Annotated in this window: 16 protein-coding genes; 8 read left to right on the forward strand and 8 right to left on the reverse strand. The window is 67.1% G+C overall.

Going from position 1 to position 14,524, the window contains the following annotated elements; all coding sequences use genetic code 11:
- Positions 1-28: 28 nt before the first annotated feature.
- Genes SK803_RS06405 through SK803_RS06415 form a run of 3 tightly spaced genes read left to right on the forward strand, consistent with a single transcriptional unit; the run spans position 29 to position 3,707 of the window.
- Positions 29-1,528, forward strand: a complete 1,500-nt coding sequence (locus SK803_RS06405) for a dynamin family protein (RefSeq protein ID WP_319965039.1) — start codon at positions 29-31, stop codon at positions 1,526-1,528.
- A complete protein-coding gene (gene grpE, locus SK803_RS06410; RefSeq protein ID WP_319964838.1) occupies positions 1,525-1,890 on the forward strand; it encodes a nucleotide exchange factor GrpE in 366 nt (121 codons plus the stop codon). Before SK803_RS06405 ends, grpE begins: the two co-directional genes overlap by 4 nt.
- Entirely contained in the window at positions 1,887-3,707 is a 1,821-nt protein-coding gene (locus SK803_RS06415; protein WP_319964839.1) for a dynamin family protein, read from the forward strand. The genes grpE and SK803_RS06415 overlap by 4 nt, the downstream gene beginning before the upstream one ends.
- Here the strand turns inward: SK803_RS06415 and SK803_RS06420 are convergent.
- From SK803_RS06420 to SK803_RS06430, 3 genes are all read right to left on the reverse strand, one after another.
- A complete protein-coding gene (locus SK803_RS06420) occupies positions 3,672-3,866 on the reverse strand; it encodes a DUF397 domain-containing protein (RefSeq protein WP_319964840.1) in 195 nt (64 codons plus the stop codon). The two genes, SK803_RS06415 and SK803_RS06420, sit on opposite strands and share 36 nt — an antisense overlap.
- A 78-nt stretch (positions 3,867-3,944) precedes the next feature.
- Positions 3,945-4,124 (reverse strand): DUF397 domain-containing protein, encoded by a 180-nt coding sequence (locus tag SK803_RS06425; RefSeq protein WP_319964841.1) that lies wholly within the window; start codon positions 4,122-4,124, stop codon positions 3,945-3,947.
- Positions 4,121-4,978, reverse strand: a complete 858-nt coding sequence (locus SK803_RS06430; RefSeq protein ID WP_319964842.1) for a helix-turn-helix domain-containing protein — start codon at positions 4,976-4,978, stop codon at positions 4,121-4,123. Before SK803_RS06430 ends, SK803_RS06425 begins: the two co-directional genes overlap by 4 nt.
- An 89-nt stretch (positions 4,979-5,067) precedes the next feature.
- Here SK803_RS06430 and SK803_RS06435 point away from each other — a divergent pair, with 89 nt between their 5' ends.
- From SK803_RS06435 to SK803_RS06450, 4 genes are all read left to right on the forward strand, one after another.
- Positions 5,068-5,316: a hypothetical protein gene (locus tag SK803_RS06435; RefSeq protein WP_319964843.1), complete on the forward strand. Its 249-nt coding sequence runs from the start codon at positions 5,068-5,070 to the stop codon at positions 5,314-5,316.
- A gap of 43 nt (positions 5,317-5,359) precedes the next feature.
- Positions 5,360-6,046, forward strand: a complete 687-nt coding sequence (locus tag SK803_RS06440) for a hypothetical protein (RefSeq protein ID WP_319964844.1) — start codon at positions 5,360-5,362, stop codon at positions 6,044-6,046.
- A gap of 314 nt (positions 6,047-6,360) precedes the next feature.
- On the forward strand, positions 6,361-8,172 hold the full coding sequence (locus tag SK803_RS06445; protein WP_319964845.1) for a phosphoenolpyruvate carboxykinase (GTP): 1,812 nt from the start codon (positions 6,361-6,363) through the stop codon (positions 8,170-8,172).
- Between the two features lie 74 nt (positions 8,173-8,246).
- Positions 8,247-8,456: a hypothetical protein gene (locus SK803_RS06450; RefSeq protein WP_319964846.1), complete on the forward strand. Its 210-nt coding sequence runs from the start codon at positions 8,247-8,249 to the stop codon at positions 8,454-8,456.
- A gap of 294 nt (positions 8,457-8,750) precedes the next feature.
- On the opposite strand, the gene SK803_RS06455 is transcribed toward SK803_RS06450, so the two are convergent.
- The 5 genes from SK803_RS06455 to SK803_RS06475 form a co-directional block, all read right to left on the reverse strand.
- Entirely contained in the window at positions 8,751-9,593 is an 843-nt protein-coding gene (locus SK803_RS06455) for a septum formation family protein (RefSeq protein ID WP_319964847.1), read from the reverse strand.
- Entirely contained in the window at positions 9,590-10,837 is a 1,248-nt protein-coding gene (locus SK803_RS06460) for a hypothetical protein (protein ID WP_319964848.1), read from the reverse strand. Before SK803_RS06460 ends, SK803_RS06455 begins: the two co-directional genes overlap by 4 nt.
- A 71-nt stretch (positions 10,838-10,908) precedes the next feature.
- Positions 10,909-12,543, reverse strand: coding sequence for a monocarboxylate uptake permease MctP (mctP, locus tag SK803_RS06465; RefSeq protein WP_319964849.1), 1,635 nt, complete (start codon positions 12,541-12,543; stop codon positions 10,909-10,911).
- Positions 12,543-12,809, reverse strand: a complete 267-nt coding sequence (locus SK803_RS06470) for a DUF3311 domain-containing protein (RefSeq protein WP_319964850.1) — start codon at positions 12,807-12,809, stop codon at positions 12,543-12,545. Before SK803_RS06470 ends, mctP begins: the two co-directional genes overlap by 1 nt.
- A gap of 105 nt (positions 12,810-12,914) precedes the next feature.
- Complete coding sequence (locus SK803_RS06475; protein ID WP_319964851.1) at positions 12,915-13,601, reverse strand: GntR family transcriptional regulator; 687 nt, start codon at positions 13,599-13,601, stop codon at positions 12,915-12,917.
- A gap of 96 nt (positions 13,602-13,697) precedes the next feature.
- Here SK803_RS06475 and SK803_RS06480 point away from each other — a divergent pair, with 96 nt between their 5' ends.
- Entirely contained in the window at positions 13,698-14,477 is a 780-nt protein-coding gene (locus tag SK803_RS06480) for a LamB/YcsF family protein (protein WP_319964852.1), read from the forward strand.
- Positions 14,478-14,524: the final 47 nt, after the last annotated feature.

The raw sequence follows: 14,524 nt of genomic DNA on the forward strand, positions 1-14,524 counted from the left end.
CGTGGCACGATCAGTGCCCGTGACGGCGTTGCAAGGACAACAACAACAGCTGGCCGGACCGTTGTGCGCGGCGGTGGCCCACTTGTGTGTTGCCTTGCAACCTCAGGTCTCCCAGCAGACCGCCGCCGGATTCCAGGAAGTGCTGCGCCGCCTGCACGCGCCGTTGCAGGTCGCGGTCGCCGGGCGGATCAAGTCGGGCAAGTCGACGCTGGTCAACGCGTTGATCGGACGACGGGTCGCGCCCACCGACATCGGTGAGTGCACACGGCTCGTCACGCGCTATCAGTACGGAACGGTCGACCGCATCGAAGTCGTGCTTCGGGACGGACGACGCCAGGTGCTGCCGTTCGACGCGAACGGCATGATTCCCGCCTCTCTTGGCGTGGAAGGCATCTCGCACATCGAGGCGTACCTGACGAACGCCGTTCTGCGCGACTTCACCGTCATCGACACCCCAGGGCTCGGGTCGCTGGACACGGCATCGGTCGCGCGCACCGAGGAACTGCTGGATCCGGTGTCGCGCAACGCTGTCGCTGGTGCCGAGGCGGTTCTCTACGTCGTGACGCAGGGCGTGCGCGCGGACGACCACTCGACGTTGGCCGCGTTCACCGCCGCGACCGCTTCTCGTGAGGCAGGGCCGGTCAACGCCATCGCCGCGTTGAACAAGGTCGACGCCGTGGCTCCGGAAACCGTTGAAGGCTCGGACGGTGACGTCTGGCGGGCCGCGGAGATACTCGCGTCGAAGCAGGCCCAGCTGCTGAAGCCGCGGGTCGCGGACGTGCTGCCGGTGATCAGCCTGCTCGCCGAGTCGGCGGAGACCGGGGAGTTCACGTCGGCGGACGCGGAGGCGTTGCGGCAGCTCGCGGCGTTGGACGCGGACACCCGCACGATGATGCTGATGTCCGGTGACCTCTTCACGTCGTGGGACTGCGACGTGGCGGCGGGCGTGCGCTCGCGGTTGCTGGAGAAGCTCGACCTCTACGGCATCGGCCGCGCTCTTGCGGCCTTGGACGCCGAACCTGGGCTGACGGCCGGCGCGTTGCGGCGGGTCCTGTTCGACGCGTCCGGGTTCGCCGCCGTCCGCGGTCGGCTGGACGCGGTGTTCCGGGCGCGGGCCGACGGCATCAAGGCGGCGGCCGCGCTGGCGTCCGTCACCTCGCTGGCCTCGGGCGATCCCGGCGAACGGCAGCGCGTGCACGACGCGATCGAGGTCCTGCTGGCCCGGCCGGAGGCGCACCAGCTGCGGCTGCTGGAGGCGTTGACGCTGGTGTCGTCCGGCGCGGTCACGCTGGCACCGGACCTGACCGAGGAGGTGCTGCGCGTCGGCAGCACCCCGGACGTCCCCGCTCAGCTGGGACTGACCGGCCGTCCTGGCTCTGAACTGGTCGCACATGCGCTGGAACGGGCCGGTTGGTGGCGTTCGTTCGCGTCGTTCGGCGCGACGCCGGCGCAGGCCCGAGTGGCGCATGTCGTCCATCGGGCGTATTTCCTCATCTGGCAGCAACTACGTGCTGGGGGGCACCGATGAGCGTGAACGGAACCGATCCCACCGATCTGGCGTCGGATGACGGTGTGGAGACCATTGCCGACGAGCTGCTCGACCAGGCGTTGGCCGAGCGCCGCGCGCTGGTCCAGCTGTGCATGTACGCGCTGGACCGCGCCAGTGCCGGCGTGGTCGCACGCATCGAGGAAGGCCTGTCGTCGATAGGCGTCGTGGCCCTGCGCGCCGACGGTGAACGGTTCGACCCGTCGCAGCACGAGGCGGGCGGGACGGTGCCGACGGACGACAAGGCGCTGCTGGGCCTGGTCGCCGAGACGGAGGTACCCGGCTTCTGCGACCGCGGACGTCTCCTGCGGGCTCCGATCGTGACCGTGTACACGGCCCGATGAGCAACCTCTCCCAGACGGTCCGGCAGACGCGCGAACGCCTCACCTCTCTCGTGCGCGAGCTCGACCCGTCCATGGCCGACTGGGTCACTCGTCGCGGGGCTCCGGAGGTGTCGTCCGTGGTGATCGTCGGTGAGACGAACCGCGGCAAGTCCTCGCTGGTCAACGCCCTGCTGGCCACTCCGGGCCTGTCGCCGGTCGACGCCGACGTGGCCACCTCGACCTACCTGGTCTTCCAGCACGGCCCGACCTGGGCGGCCCGCGCCTGCTATCCCGGCCTGCTCGCGCCGGTGTCGTTCCCGCTGCCCGCACTGATCAACTGGGTGTCCGCGGCCCACGACCTGCCTCCCGGCGAGCTCCCGCCGCGGTACGTCGAGGTCGACGCGCCGATCCCGCTGCTGGAGCGCATGTCCGTTGTGGACACTCCAGGCGTCGGCGGCCTCGAGTCGGTGCACGGCGAACTGGCCCTCGAAGCCGTCACCTCGGCCACCGCCCTGGTCTTCGTCGTCGACGCCTCGTCCCCGTTCACCCGCGGCGAGCTCGACTTCCTGAAACGCGTGGGCGACCGCGTCGAAACCGTCGTCTTCGCCCTGACCAAGACCGACCAGTACCGCGGCTGGCGCCAGGTCCTCGACGCCGACCGCGCGCTCCTGGCCGAGCACGCCCCGCGCTTCGCCGATGCCACCTGGTACCCGGTGTCGTCGCGCATGTTCGACATGGCAGCCCATGCCCCGAACCCGGACGCCGCCGCCATGCTCCGCGAACGTTCCGGCGTCGCTTTGCTGCAGACTTCCCTGCAAGAACTGGTCGCCGGCCGCGCCGGCATGCTGGCCGAGGCCAACGCCCTGCGCGCCCTGTCGACCGTGCTGGACGAGCTCACGATTCGTCTGGAACACGAGAAGCGCGCCCTGTCCGTGGGCGAAGACGAAGCCGCTGTGCTGAGGGCCCGCCGCGAAGAACTGCAAACCGAACGCCGCTCGTCCACCCGAGGCTGGCAGGTCCGCCTGCGCGGCGAGGTCCAACGCGCCCGAGTCGAGAACTCCCACGAGATCTCGCGCCAGATGCGCGACCTCCAGACCTGGTACCGCCAGGCCATCGACGCCGCCGACCGCACCGGCCTGGCCCAGCTGCCGCAGCAGGTCGACACAGCCCTGCAGGTCGTGTCCGGCCGCATCTCCACCGCACTGTCCGTGCGCCTGGCCCAGGTCACCGACGCCGTGCTGGCCACGATGTTCTCGTCAGAAGAACTGACCCTGATCCGCGGCCAGTTCGCACGCGGCGAACAACCCCCGGTCATCCTGCGCCCCAAGGAAAAGCGCCCACCCACAGCGGAAGACAAACTCCTGGTCTTCATGGGCGTCTCCGGTGGCTTGGGCGCGGGCAAACTCGCCGTCATGCCACTCGCCGGCCTCGGCATAGCCGTGCTGAACCCGATCGTCCTGCCGGTGACCATCGCCCTGGGTCTCGGCGCAGGCTGGTGGATGGCCCGCACCCGCACCCACACCGCCGAGAAGCAGCACGTCAAGCAATGGCTCTCCGACGCCATCGCCGACGCCCGCTCCACAGTGGACCAACTGGCCGCCGAACAGCTCATCGAAGCCGAGCAGGCCCTGTCCCTCGCCCTGGACGAGGCCCTGGCCAAGCGCATCGAGGCCATCGAGGCCGAACTGCGCGAGGTAGACCGCGCGCTGCGCATGGAGGCGGGCGAACGGGGCCGCGAACTGCAGTCCGCGACCCGGCAGCTGGCTGAGGTGGAGTCGGGACGCGCGAAGGCCGAGGAGTTGCTAGGCCGGATCCGGTCCGTCCGAGATCGAGCGTAGGAACAACTTCCAGGCATCGCGCGAAAACTTGACCTCACGGCCGTTGGGGTCACTGGGGTCGCGCACCCAGACGTCCTCCTCGGTGTGCTTCACCTCGACGCCCTCATCAGGGTCGTCACGGTCGTCGGGGTCGTGTTTGCTCTTCCGCCACGAGCTCATCCAAGTGCTCCTTGCCGGCTGTCGGGCGTGCTTGTACGGCCGACGCATCGGCCGCGTCGGCTGGGACCTGCTCGGTTTTCACCCAGCTGGGTGGGTGACCGTGTTCAGAAACGCCTGCCACGCGGTCGGCGACACGTCGAACCGCGGCCCATCAGGGTTTTTGGAGTCGCGGACGCCCACGATGACGTTGCTGTACCGAACCTCCACGCAGGCATCGCCTCCGGTAGAGCTGTGGCTGCTCTTGCACCACGCGGTCAATCAGGGGCTCCTTGCAGGAAGTTGATCAGGGCTGAACGAGTGTCCCTGCCGTTCCACGCAAGGCTTTGTACCTGCTCGAAGAGCTGTCGCATGGGCTCCGTGTGGGACGGCTGATCGTAATAGACGGAGGGCCCGTAGATCACGGTGCTGAACGTGATCGGGTCGGACGTGTCGAACTCCAGCGCCACCATGCCGCCGCCGTTGCCCGGACTGTTCATGGCGTCGAGCGGAACGATCCGAATGCTCAGGGCCGTGTGCTGCTCGAGAAGCTGCAACATGTGCAGCACCTGCTCGCGCATGACCGAGCGATCGCCCAGGACGTGCAGCAACGAGTCTTCGGTGAAAACGATGTCGATCCGCTCAGCGAGACCCGAGTGGAGCACCTGTTGGAGCGCGAGCCGGAAGGAGATGCGTTCGGAGACCTCCGTCTCCGACGAGATGTACGCCCCCGCGCTGATGATCGCCTTGACGTATCCCTTCGACTGCACGAGTCCCGGAATGACTCCGCACTCGTACCAGCTGATGCGTCGCGCGGCCGAGAGCAGGTCCATGAACCGCGGGAAGGAGTCCGGCAGGGTGTCGACGTACCCGAGGCGGGGCTGTCGACGCCTGCTCACCCGGCCGAGCGAGAGGACGGTCGATCGCTCTTCACCCTCTACGCCGTAGAAGTCCAGCAGCTGGATGAGTTCCGTCGAACCGAGGGCGCCCTTGCCGTTCTCCACCTGGCTGAGCCGGCCCGCGCTCCGGCCGATCGTCTCGGCCGCGTCCTCCTGCGTCTTGCCTGCCGCGAGGCGCAGTCGCTGCAGCGTGAGTCCGAGCTGGAGGCGCTCCACGGTCTGTCTGGCCTGACCCACGTGGCTGCCTCCCTTCATACGCTTAGGCGAGCGACTTTAGTCTCAAGCAAGGCTAAAGTTAAGCCCATATCGGCCGGCCTGGGGTGAAGATGAGGTTGACCATGGGCGTTCAGCGCGAGTGGCTCCTTCACTGCAGCGACAGTTACGCGGACCGCGCGGTCTGCGAGGTCAGCGTGAGCGCGGGTGCGGTGGAGATCGCCGGCCCCGACGGTCCGGCGTTCACCCTCGAAGGCAGCGAGATCGTGCGCTTCCGCGCGGCCCTCGACGCCGCCATCGATCAGAGCGAGATCGACCTGGGCACGCCTCACGAGGTTGGCGAGGGAACCGAACCGGCATAACGTGGGTCATACCGGTACGCAAGAGCCCAGGAGGTGTGTCCCGGTGTACATCGACGAGAACGGTGCTGCCGACGCCGAGCTGAAGGTCACCGTCGAGGATGAGGAGTACACCGCCGACGTCACCTTCGATCTCGACCACGACGGCGTGAACGACTCCGCGGTGGTCGAGACGGACGACGGTGGTCATCTTGCGTTCACCGACAGCAACGGTGACGGCGACGCCGATCTGATGACAACGTTCGACAAGGACGGCAATCTCCTGAGCCAGGCTCGGTTCGAGGAGAATTCCGGCGAGTGGGTTGCCGTCGATCCGAACGACTCGCAGGAACAAAAGACGAATTCGTCGCCCTCTCAGACGATTGTCGTGGACACCGACGAAGGCGATCGAAACGTCGGCAAGGCGACCGAGGACACCGATGGCGACGGCAAGGCCGACACCGCTGTCGTGCGCGACGACGACGGTGACACCTGGCTGTTCACCGACAAGAACGGCGACGGACGGGCCGACGTGGCGACCGAGATCACACGATCGGGCGAGGTCACGATGTCGGAACACCGTGGTGACGACTGGGTCGAGGTCGAGCACGGGCACATCGAGTCCGACGGCCGCTACGTGACGGACTCCAAGAGCGGCATTTTGGACGACTCGGACGACTGGTTCGAGGAAGAACGGTTCGACGGTGTCGTCCGAATCGATTCCACCACCGGTCAGTGGATCAGCCCGAACTGACGTCCGACTGAAGCGCAGGTCACAGGCCCCGGTGTGGTGAGAACCGCACCGGGGCCTCTTGTGTTTTTCCCACCTCAAGCGCGCCTTAACGCCGTCCGAGTGCTGAATCGATTCCAGAATCGGTTTTGTGAGGGAAGCGACAGGCTGGGGGTGCTTTACCTGCCATTCACCGGGCTAACCTCGATCCATCCCCTTCCACGCACGCCCGGCCCCACCGGGCGTTGTGGAGCTATTCCCGAGGACGACGAAGTCCCCACACCGGACCCAGCTACGTCCTCGGGCGGCCGAGGCGTTCAGTCAGGAGACGAGACGAGATGACGGCAGTGACCATTCCCGGTCTCGAACACGCACCTACCAACCACGCGCGCTTGCTCGCATGGGTTCAGGAAGTCGCAGAGCTGACCTGCCCCGATGAGGTTGTTTGGGCTGACGGGTCCCAGGGTGAGTGGGATCGCCTCACGCAGAAGCTCGTCGACGCCGGCACCTTCGTGCCGCTGAAGAAGAAGCAGAACTCCTTCTGGGCCGCCTCGGACCCCAGCGACGTCGCACGCGTCGAGGAGCGCACGTACATCTGTTCGGTGCGCGAGGAGGACTCGGGCGCGACGAACAACTGGATGGACCCTTCCGAGATGAAGGCCATCATGACGGAGCTCTACCGGGGCTGCATGCGTGGCCGCACGATGTACGTGATCCCGTTCTGCATGGGCCCGCTCGACGCGGAGAAGCCGATGCTGGGCGTCGAGATCACCGACTCGGAGTACGTCGTCGTCTCCATGCACATCATGACCCGCATGGGCACCAAGGCTCTCGCGGTCTTCGGTGACGACGCGGACTTCGTGCCCGCGCTGCACTCGCTCGGCGCGCCGCTCGAGGCCGGCCAGCAGGACGTGCAGTGGCCGTGCAACGAAACCAAGTACATCTCGCACTTCCCGGAGACCCGCGAGATCTGGAGCTACGGCTCCGGCTACGGCGGCAACGCCCTGCTCGGCAAGAAGTGCTACTCGCTGCGCATCGCCTCGGTCATGGCGCGCGACGAGGGCTGGCTCGCCGAGCACATGCTGATCCTCAAGCTCACCTCGCCGGAGAACAAGGCGTACTACATCGCCGCCGCGTTCCCGTCGGCCTGCGGCAAGACGAACCTCGCGATGCTCGAGCCGACCATCCCCGGCTGGAAGGTCGAGACGCTCGGCGACGACATCGCCTGGATGCGTTTCGGTGAGGACGGCCGCCTCTACGCGGTGAACCCGGAGAACGGCTTCTTCGGCGTCGCGCCCGGCACCGACTACCACACCAACCCGAACGCGATGCGCACCATCGCCAAGGGCAACTCGCTGTTCACGAACGTCGCGCTGACCGACGACGGCGACATCTGGTGGGAGGGCATCGGCGAGGCCCCTGCTCACCTGACCTCGTGGAAGCACCAGGACTGGACGCCGGACGGCGACGAGCTGGCGGCGCACCCGAACTCGCGCTACTGCACGCCGATCGAGCAGTGCGACATCAAGGCGCCGGAGTGGGACGACCCGAAGGGCGTGCCGATCTCGGCGATCTTCTTCGGTGGCCGCCGCGCCACGACGATCCCACTGGTCACCGAGTCGCGTGACTGGCAGCACGGCACCTACATGGGCGCCACGCTGTCGTCGGAGACCACGGCCGCCGCTGTCGGCAAGACCGGCGTCGTGCGCCGCGACCCGATGGCGATGCTGCCGTTCATCGGCTACAACGCCGGTGACTACTTCCAGCACTGGGTCGATCTCGGCAAGCGCGCCGACGCCGACAAGCTGCCGAAGATCTTCTACGTCAACTGGTTCCGCAGGGGCGACGACAAGCGCTTCCTGTGGCCTGGGTTCGGCGAGAACTCGCGCGTGCTGAAGTGGGCCATCGAGCGCCTCGAGGGCAAGGCCGCCGCGCAGGAGACGCCGATCGGGTACGTGCCGACCGCCGACGACCTGGACCTCGAAGGCCTGGACGCGCCGCGTGAGGACATCGAGGCCTCGCTCGAGTTCAACGCCGACGAGTGGCGCGCCGAGATCCCGCTGGTCGAGGAGTGGTTCGCGAAGATCGGCGAGAAGGTCCCGACCACGCTCCGCGACGAGCTGGCGGCCCTGAAGCAGCGCCTGGGCTGATCCTTCTCAGGTGTTTGGTGACCCAGCGGTCAACGGCGACCGCTGGGTCATCTTTTTGGGGTACTACTAGTGGTGTGACGCAGGACGACTTCCTCGGCGGACTGAACTTCGACGGTTCGAAGCGGGATGTGGAGGTCGGCCCGACGACCGGCATCGTGCGCTACTACCCGGTGCCGCCCGCCCCGCCGGCTCGCACGCCGTGGTGGCGCTACACGCTCGTGTTCGTCCTCGGTTTAGCCATCGGCACCGCAGCGGGTGTGGTCCTGTGCAGCAATTTTCTCTGAATCAGTGCAGCTCATCGTCCACTTGAGACGAAGTTGTCCACAGGTGTGGATGGGCTTGTGCACATGTTGTGGATAGCTGTGGACAGCCCTGTGGGTACTCCGGGGACTTCTCCACAAGTCGCACAAATGGTCTTGCTCCAGGAATGAACCTGGCACCTTCCGGGAACGTCTTAGGTATGTGATGGCGATCACAAAGATCGTCACCGGACGGTAGGGAGGTGTGCCGTGGGGATCGCAGGAATCGCGATGCTGGTGCTGTCCCTGGCCGCCGTGCTGATGGTCGTGGTCGCCGGCTCAGTTCGGGAGCGGGTTGTCTCGGATGCCGAAGAGAGTGCCGTTGAAGACCTTGTTGGCCTCGGCGTAGCAGACGGCGTTCGTCCATCCCTCTGACCAGGCCTGGGAGCCGGGGTTCCGCCACGCGGGGAACACGTCGGTGCGCTTGGCCGAGCCCAGGTAGTCGTGCACGACCTTGGTGCACTTGTCGTTCGCGAGGGTGTTCATCTGCTCCTTGGACGGAGCGGGGTCGGTCGACTTGCCGAGCGACACGACACCGGCGGGCACGGCCTCTGCCAGGTGCGGGGTGTTGCAGGCGACGACCTTGACCTCCTGGTCCTTGGACGGGGAGCCCTGGGTGCAGGTCTGGAACGTCGTGAAGCCGTTGCCGCCGAGGATGCCCTTCACGGAACCCTTGCGCGCCAGCGGTTTCTCGTCGGGACTGATCTCCACGACGGTGCACAGCCGCCAGCGCTGGCCGTCCTTCCAGCCCTGCTCGTTCGGCCAGAACGCCCAGACCCGCAGGCGCGTCGAGTCCGCGTCCGCGCTGCCCAGGTACTCGCTGAGCACCTGACGGCACGGCGGAAGCGCGGCCTTGCGCAGCGCCTGCGTGTCCGGGTAGACCGTCGGCAGGCCGGTGAGCTCACCCGCGCTCATGACCTCGGCCTCGTGCGATTCGGTGCACTGCAGCACCTTCAGCTCGTAGGCGTTCATGCACTGGCCGGCCTTGGGCAGCGTGGGCGCGGAGGCGGAGGCGGTGGACGGCATCGGTCCGGGGACCGCCTGCCCTCCCACCTGAATCGCGCACGCGGACAGCGTCAACGCGCTCAGGACAATTGCCACCGCCAGCCGCACACGAGTCACACCACAGAGACTAGGGCCTTCACCTGATCGGCGATGTCCCGACGCTGCTTTTCGAACGCCGCATCGGTCAGCGCGGCCGGGTCGACGGGCTGGCCGAGCACCGGCGTGTGCAGGTGTCCACCCAGGACATTCGTTGCGCCGTAACCGATTCGCAGGCGGTTGGCCCGGTACATGCTCTCGTTGGAGAGGTAGTCACCGCCGCCACCGCTGGCCGCGACCCTGCCAGGGGTCGGCTCGTCCGTGCGGCACGACTGCTGGGAGCCGACGACGACCCACTCGCAGAAGGCCCGGTTGTAGTTCACGGCGAACGGACCGGTGCCCGCGTCGATCATCTTCTGGAACGGCAACGAGGTCTCGATGAACTCGGTGGCCGGCTGCGGCCAACCGGCGGCGTTCGGGACGCTGCCGAACGAGCCGATGTTGTTGTTGTCCGCGAAGCCACCGCGCCAGCGCGCCGCCCACCGCTCGACGTCGAACCGGCCCGGCCGGCCCTGGCTGATCGTCACGAACGCGTCGGGCTTCTGCGCGAGCGCGTTGCCGTAGAACTGCTCGACGACCCCCTCGTCGAATCCACCCCACAGCACCGGCAGCACCGCGGCCTGCAGCACGACCTTGCCGTTCGGCGTGGAGATCTCCCGGCCGTCGAGCTGCAACGCCGCCGCGCCGGCGGGGTTCGCGCGCCGCACGTTCACGCCGCTGAGCTGGAACGGGTCGAAGCCCGTCACGGCGATCCTGCGCACGCCCGGCTTGCTGGGGAACGCCGAGTCGCTCAGCCCGCGCGAGGCCCAGTCGAACTTCTGGATCAGCTTCGCGCGCTCGTTGACGGGCAAGGAGAAACGCGGCTTCCACTGGCGCAGCGCACTTGAGAGCTGCAGGCGTGCCCAGTAGAGCGGCCGGTCGTCATAGGCGTCGTGTGTCAGAGCCTGTGTGCTTTGCGCGCGGGCGACGGCGGCCTTCCACAGCGCGTTGCCCTCGCGTTCCACGAACTGCTGCGCCTGCCTGGACGCGGCCTGGCGGCAGAGCTTGGCGGTGAACTCGGTGACGCGGCCGTCGAATCCGGCGAGCTTCACGAGCGCGGGGCCGACGGCGGGACCGCCCGTCACGAGCGGGTCGTCGAGCCGCTGTTCCTCGACGGTCAGCGGGGCGTTGGTGTCGTAGCAGTTCGCGTCCTGCGCCTGAGCGGCTCCAGGCGCGACGACTAGGGCGAGCGCGGTCAGTCCGACCAGTCCGGCGATGGTTTTCACAGCACTGATCTCTAACGGATGGGGCCACCCGCCGAAACCGACGGGTGGCCCCTACCGTTGACGGACGCGTCTCAGTGGGTCGCCACCGGCTTGACCCGAGGGCTGTCCTCGTCGACGTGGTAGTCGGACGGATCGGTCTGGTCCGTGCCGTTGAAGACCTTGGCCTGCTTGGCGATCAGCGTGACGATCACCGCGACGACCAGGTTCACCGCCAGCGCGATGATGCCGACGTAGATCGTCATGGTCGACTCGCCGAACGGGTGCCAGCCGAAGATCGACAGCTTGCCCAGCGGCAGCGCCGACCCGGCGAAGTGCGCCTTGCCGATGGCCGGGTTGCCGATGTTGTAGAGCAGCCACATGCCGTAGCCCATGCCGCCGACCCAGCCCGCGACCAGGCCGTAGACGTGGAACCAGCGCGTGTACAACGCGATCGCGACCGCCGGCAACGTCTGCAGGATCATCACGCCGCCGATGAGCTGCAGGTCGATGGAGAACTGCGGGTCGACGAACACGATGAACGCCACCGCGCCGAACTTCACGACCAGCGAGGCGAGCTTGGCCTGCTTGGCCTCCTCCGCCGGGGTGGCGTGCTTCTTGATGTACTCCTTGTAGACGTTGCGCGTCCACAGGTTCGCCGCCGCGATCGACATGATCGCCGCCGGCACCAGCGCGCCGATGCCGATGGCCGCGAACGCGATGCCCGCGAACCACGACGGGAAGTTCGCGCCGAACAGTTCCGGCACGATCGTGTTGGTGTCGGGACGGCCGGTCGCCTGGTTGACGATCGGCTTGGTGCCCGCGCTGATCGCGACGTAGCCCAGCAGCGCCAGCAGGCCCAGCACCAGCGAGTACGCCGGCAGCGCCACCATGTTGCGCTTGATGACGTTGCGGCCGCGGCTGGCCAGGATGCCGGTCAGCGAGTGCGGGTAGATGAACAGCGCGAGCGCGCTGCCCAGTGCCAGCGTCGCGTACTGCAGCTGGTTGTTGCTGTTGAGCAGGATGCCGTCGGTCTTGGCCGGCGTGGCGTCGAACTTCGCCTGGGCGTCGTTGAAGATCTCGCCCCAGCCGCCGAACTTCGACGGCAGGTAGACGATCGCCACGAGGATGACGATGTAGATCAGGATGTCCTTGACGAACGCGATCAGCGCCGGCGCCCGCAGACCCGACTGGTAGGTGTAGAGCGCGAGGATCACGAACGCGATGAACAGCGGCAGGTGGCCGAGGATGCCGCTGCCGTTGAGGCCCATGCTCCGCAGCACGGCTTCAAGGCCGACGAGCTGCAGCGCGATGTACGGCATGGTCGCGACGATGCCGGTGATGGCGATGATCAGCGCCAGCCAGTGCGAGCCGTAGCGGCCCTTCACGAAGTCGGCGGGCGTGACGTAGCCGTGCACGCGGCTGACCGACCACATCCGGACCAGCGGCAGGAAGACGATCGGGTAGAGGATCACCGTGTACGGCAGCGCGAAGAACCCGGTCGCGCCAGCGCCGAACATCAGTGCAGGCACCGCCACGAAGGTGTACGCGGTGTAGAGGTCGCCACCGACCAGGAACCACGTGATCCAGCTGCCGAACTTCCGGCCGCCGAGACCCCACTCGTCCAGGTGCTCGAGCGTGTCGCCCTTCTGCCACTTCGCCGCCACGAACCCCATGACCGTGACCAGCAGGAAGAGGGCGCTGAAAACAATGAGCTCGGTCCACTGCATCAGTTCGCTCCCTCGTCCAGGTCGTCGACGCCGAGCTTGTCCGGCTTGCCGGTGACGGCGGGCGCGTCCTTGGTCTTCACGTAGACCAGGCCGACGCACAGCACGCCGAGCGGCACGAAGGCGAACTGGTACCAGTAGAAGAACGGCAGCCCGAAGAGTCGGGGCTCGTCAAAGTTGAACCACGGCGTGATGAGCATGAGCAGCGGAAGTATCAGCAGCAGGTTCCAGTTGCTCCAGCGCAAGCCGGTCTTGTGATCCGACGGCATGGTGGCCCTCCGTGTACGCGGTGTTGCGCGGATGTTAGGCCTGATCACACGTGCCGTCAGCCTCGTGATCGCAATCGTTGCACTCGGCTTAACGTTCTCTTTGGACTATTGGGCCTCAAGACGGCTGACAAGATCCTGTTCGGCGGCGTCGAGGTACTCCGTGAGCTGGCCGACTGCCTGGTCGACCTCCCCGTTGTTCAACAATTCAACAATCCTGAGGTTCCACGGCACATACGACTGGTAGAAGTCGTTGATCTCCTGCGCCACGTTGAACGCGAGCATGAGCTCGGCGAAGAGCCGGTCGGACTCCTCGTTCAGCCGTTCGCTGCCCGCGAGCCTCACGATGGCGCGGTGGAACTGGATGTTCGCCTGGCCGGCCCTCGTCCAGTCGTTCTTCTCGGCCCTGGTGACGGCCTGCCGGACCGGCGCCCGCGCAGCCTCGCGCAGCGCCTCGGTGACGTCGTTCCACCGGCGCAGGGCACCGCACTCGATCACCCGGCGCGCGGCGTAGAGGTCACGCACGTCGTCACCAGTCGGCCTGCGCACGAAGACACCGCGGCTGTGCTCGTGCACCAGCAGCCGGTCACGCGTCAGCAGCCGGAACGCCTCGCGCAGCGTGTTGCGACTGACCCCGAGCGCGCCGCCGATCGCCTCTTCGCTGAGCCTCAGCCCCGGCGCCAGCTCCCCGTCGAGCACCCGCTCACGCAGCATGTCCGCGACTTTCTGCGCGGTGCTCGCGCGCTCCAGGTCGGCCTTGCCCTGAGCCAGCGTCGACACCCACGTCTCGGTCACCTCGTAAGCCTATTGCAGGATCGTTCTATTGCAGTATCGTAGAATCGTTCAACAATCCCACGATCCAACAAAACCGGCATGAGTTGGAGGGCGGCCATGGACCTGAACGCGGATCTCGGCGAGGGCTTCGGCCACTGGGCTCTTGGAGACGATCGATCGCTTCTCGATGTCGTGACCAGCGCTAACGTTGCCTGCGGGTATCACGCCGGGGACGCTGACACGATGCGCTCGGTGTGTGCCCTTGCCGCGGAGGCCGGGGTGGCGGTGGGGGCGCACGTCGGGTACCGGGACCTGGCCGGGTTCGGGCGGCGGTTCATCGACGTTGCTCCCGATACGTTGACCAACGATGTTCTGGCTCAGCTCGCTGTGTTGGCCGGGTTCGCTCGTGTCGCTGGGACTCGGGTGTCTTATGTGAAGCCGCATGGGGCGTTGTACAACGCGTTGGTTCGGCATGAGGCTCAGGCTGATGCCGTGGTGGATGCGGTTCGGATGTTCGATCCGACCTTGGCTGTGCTGGGGCCGCCTGGGGCCGTGTGGTTGAAGCGGGCATCGGTGGCTGGGTTGCGGGTTTGGCATGAGGCCTTTGCTGATCGGGCCTATACGTCGGCTGGGACGTTGGTGCCTCGGGGGGAGCCTGGGGCTGTGTTGCGGGATCCGGCCGAGATTGCGGCTCGGTGCGTGCAGATGGCTACCGAGGGGTGGGTTCGGAGTGTGTCCGGGCGGCCGGTTCGGGTGGTTGCCGACTCGATTTGTGTGCATGGGGACACGCCGGATGCGGTGGGGATCGCTCGGGCGGTTCGGGGGGCTTTGGAGTCGGCGGGGGTGGTGGTGGGGCGGGTGGAGTCGCCGCTTCGGCATGCTCGGCAGGCTGGGTGAGTCCGCGACTTTCGTCGATGGTCGCCTTGCGTAGGGCGTGTCGCGTT

The organism is Lentzea miocenica, from assembly GCF_033949945.1.
GTDB classification, from domain to species: domain Bacteria; phylum Actinomycetota; class Actinomycetes; order Mycobacteriales; family Pseudonocardiaceae; genus Lentzea; species Lentzea miocenica.

Bases quoted from the DNA above. Each gene is read 5' to 3' on its own strand.
- grpE (WP_319964838.1), top strand. From the start codon at position 1,525: ATGAGCGTGAACGGAACCGATCCCACCGATCTGGCGTCGGATGACGGT.
- SK803_RS06415 (WP_319964839.1), top strand. From the start codon at position 1,887: ATGAGCAACCTCTCCCAGACGGTCCGGCAGACGCGCGAACGCCTCACC.
- SK803_RS06420 (WP_319964840.1), bottom strand. From the start codon at position 3,866: ATGAGCTCGTGGCGGAAGAGCAAACACGACCCCGACGACCGTGACGAC.
- SK803_RS06435 (WP_319964843.1), top strand. From the start codon at position 5,068: ATGAGGTTGACCATGGGCGTTCAGCGCGAGTGGCTCCTTCACTGCAGC.
- SK803_RS06445 (WP_319964845.1), top strand. From the start codon at position 6,361: ATGACGGCAGTGACCATTCCCGGTCTCGAACACGCACCTACCAACCAC.
- mctP (WP_319964849.1), bottom strand. From the start codon at position 12,543: ATGCAGTGGACCGAGCTCATTGTTTTCAGCGCCCTCTTCCTGCTGGTC.
- SK803_RS06470 (WP_319964850.1), bottom strand. From the start codon at position 12,809: ATGCCGTCGGATCACAAGACCGGCTTGCGCTGGAGCAACTGGAACCTG.
- SK803_RS06480 (WP_319964852.1), top strand. From the start codon at position 13,698: ATGGACCTGAACGCGGATCTCGGCGAGGGCTTCGGCCACTGGGCTCTT.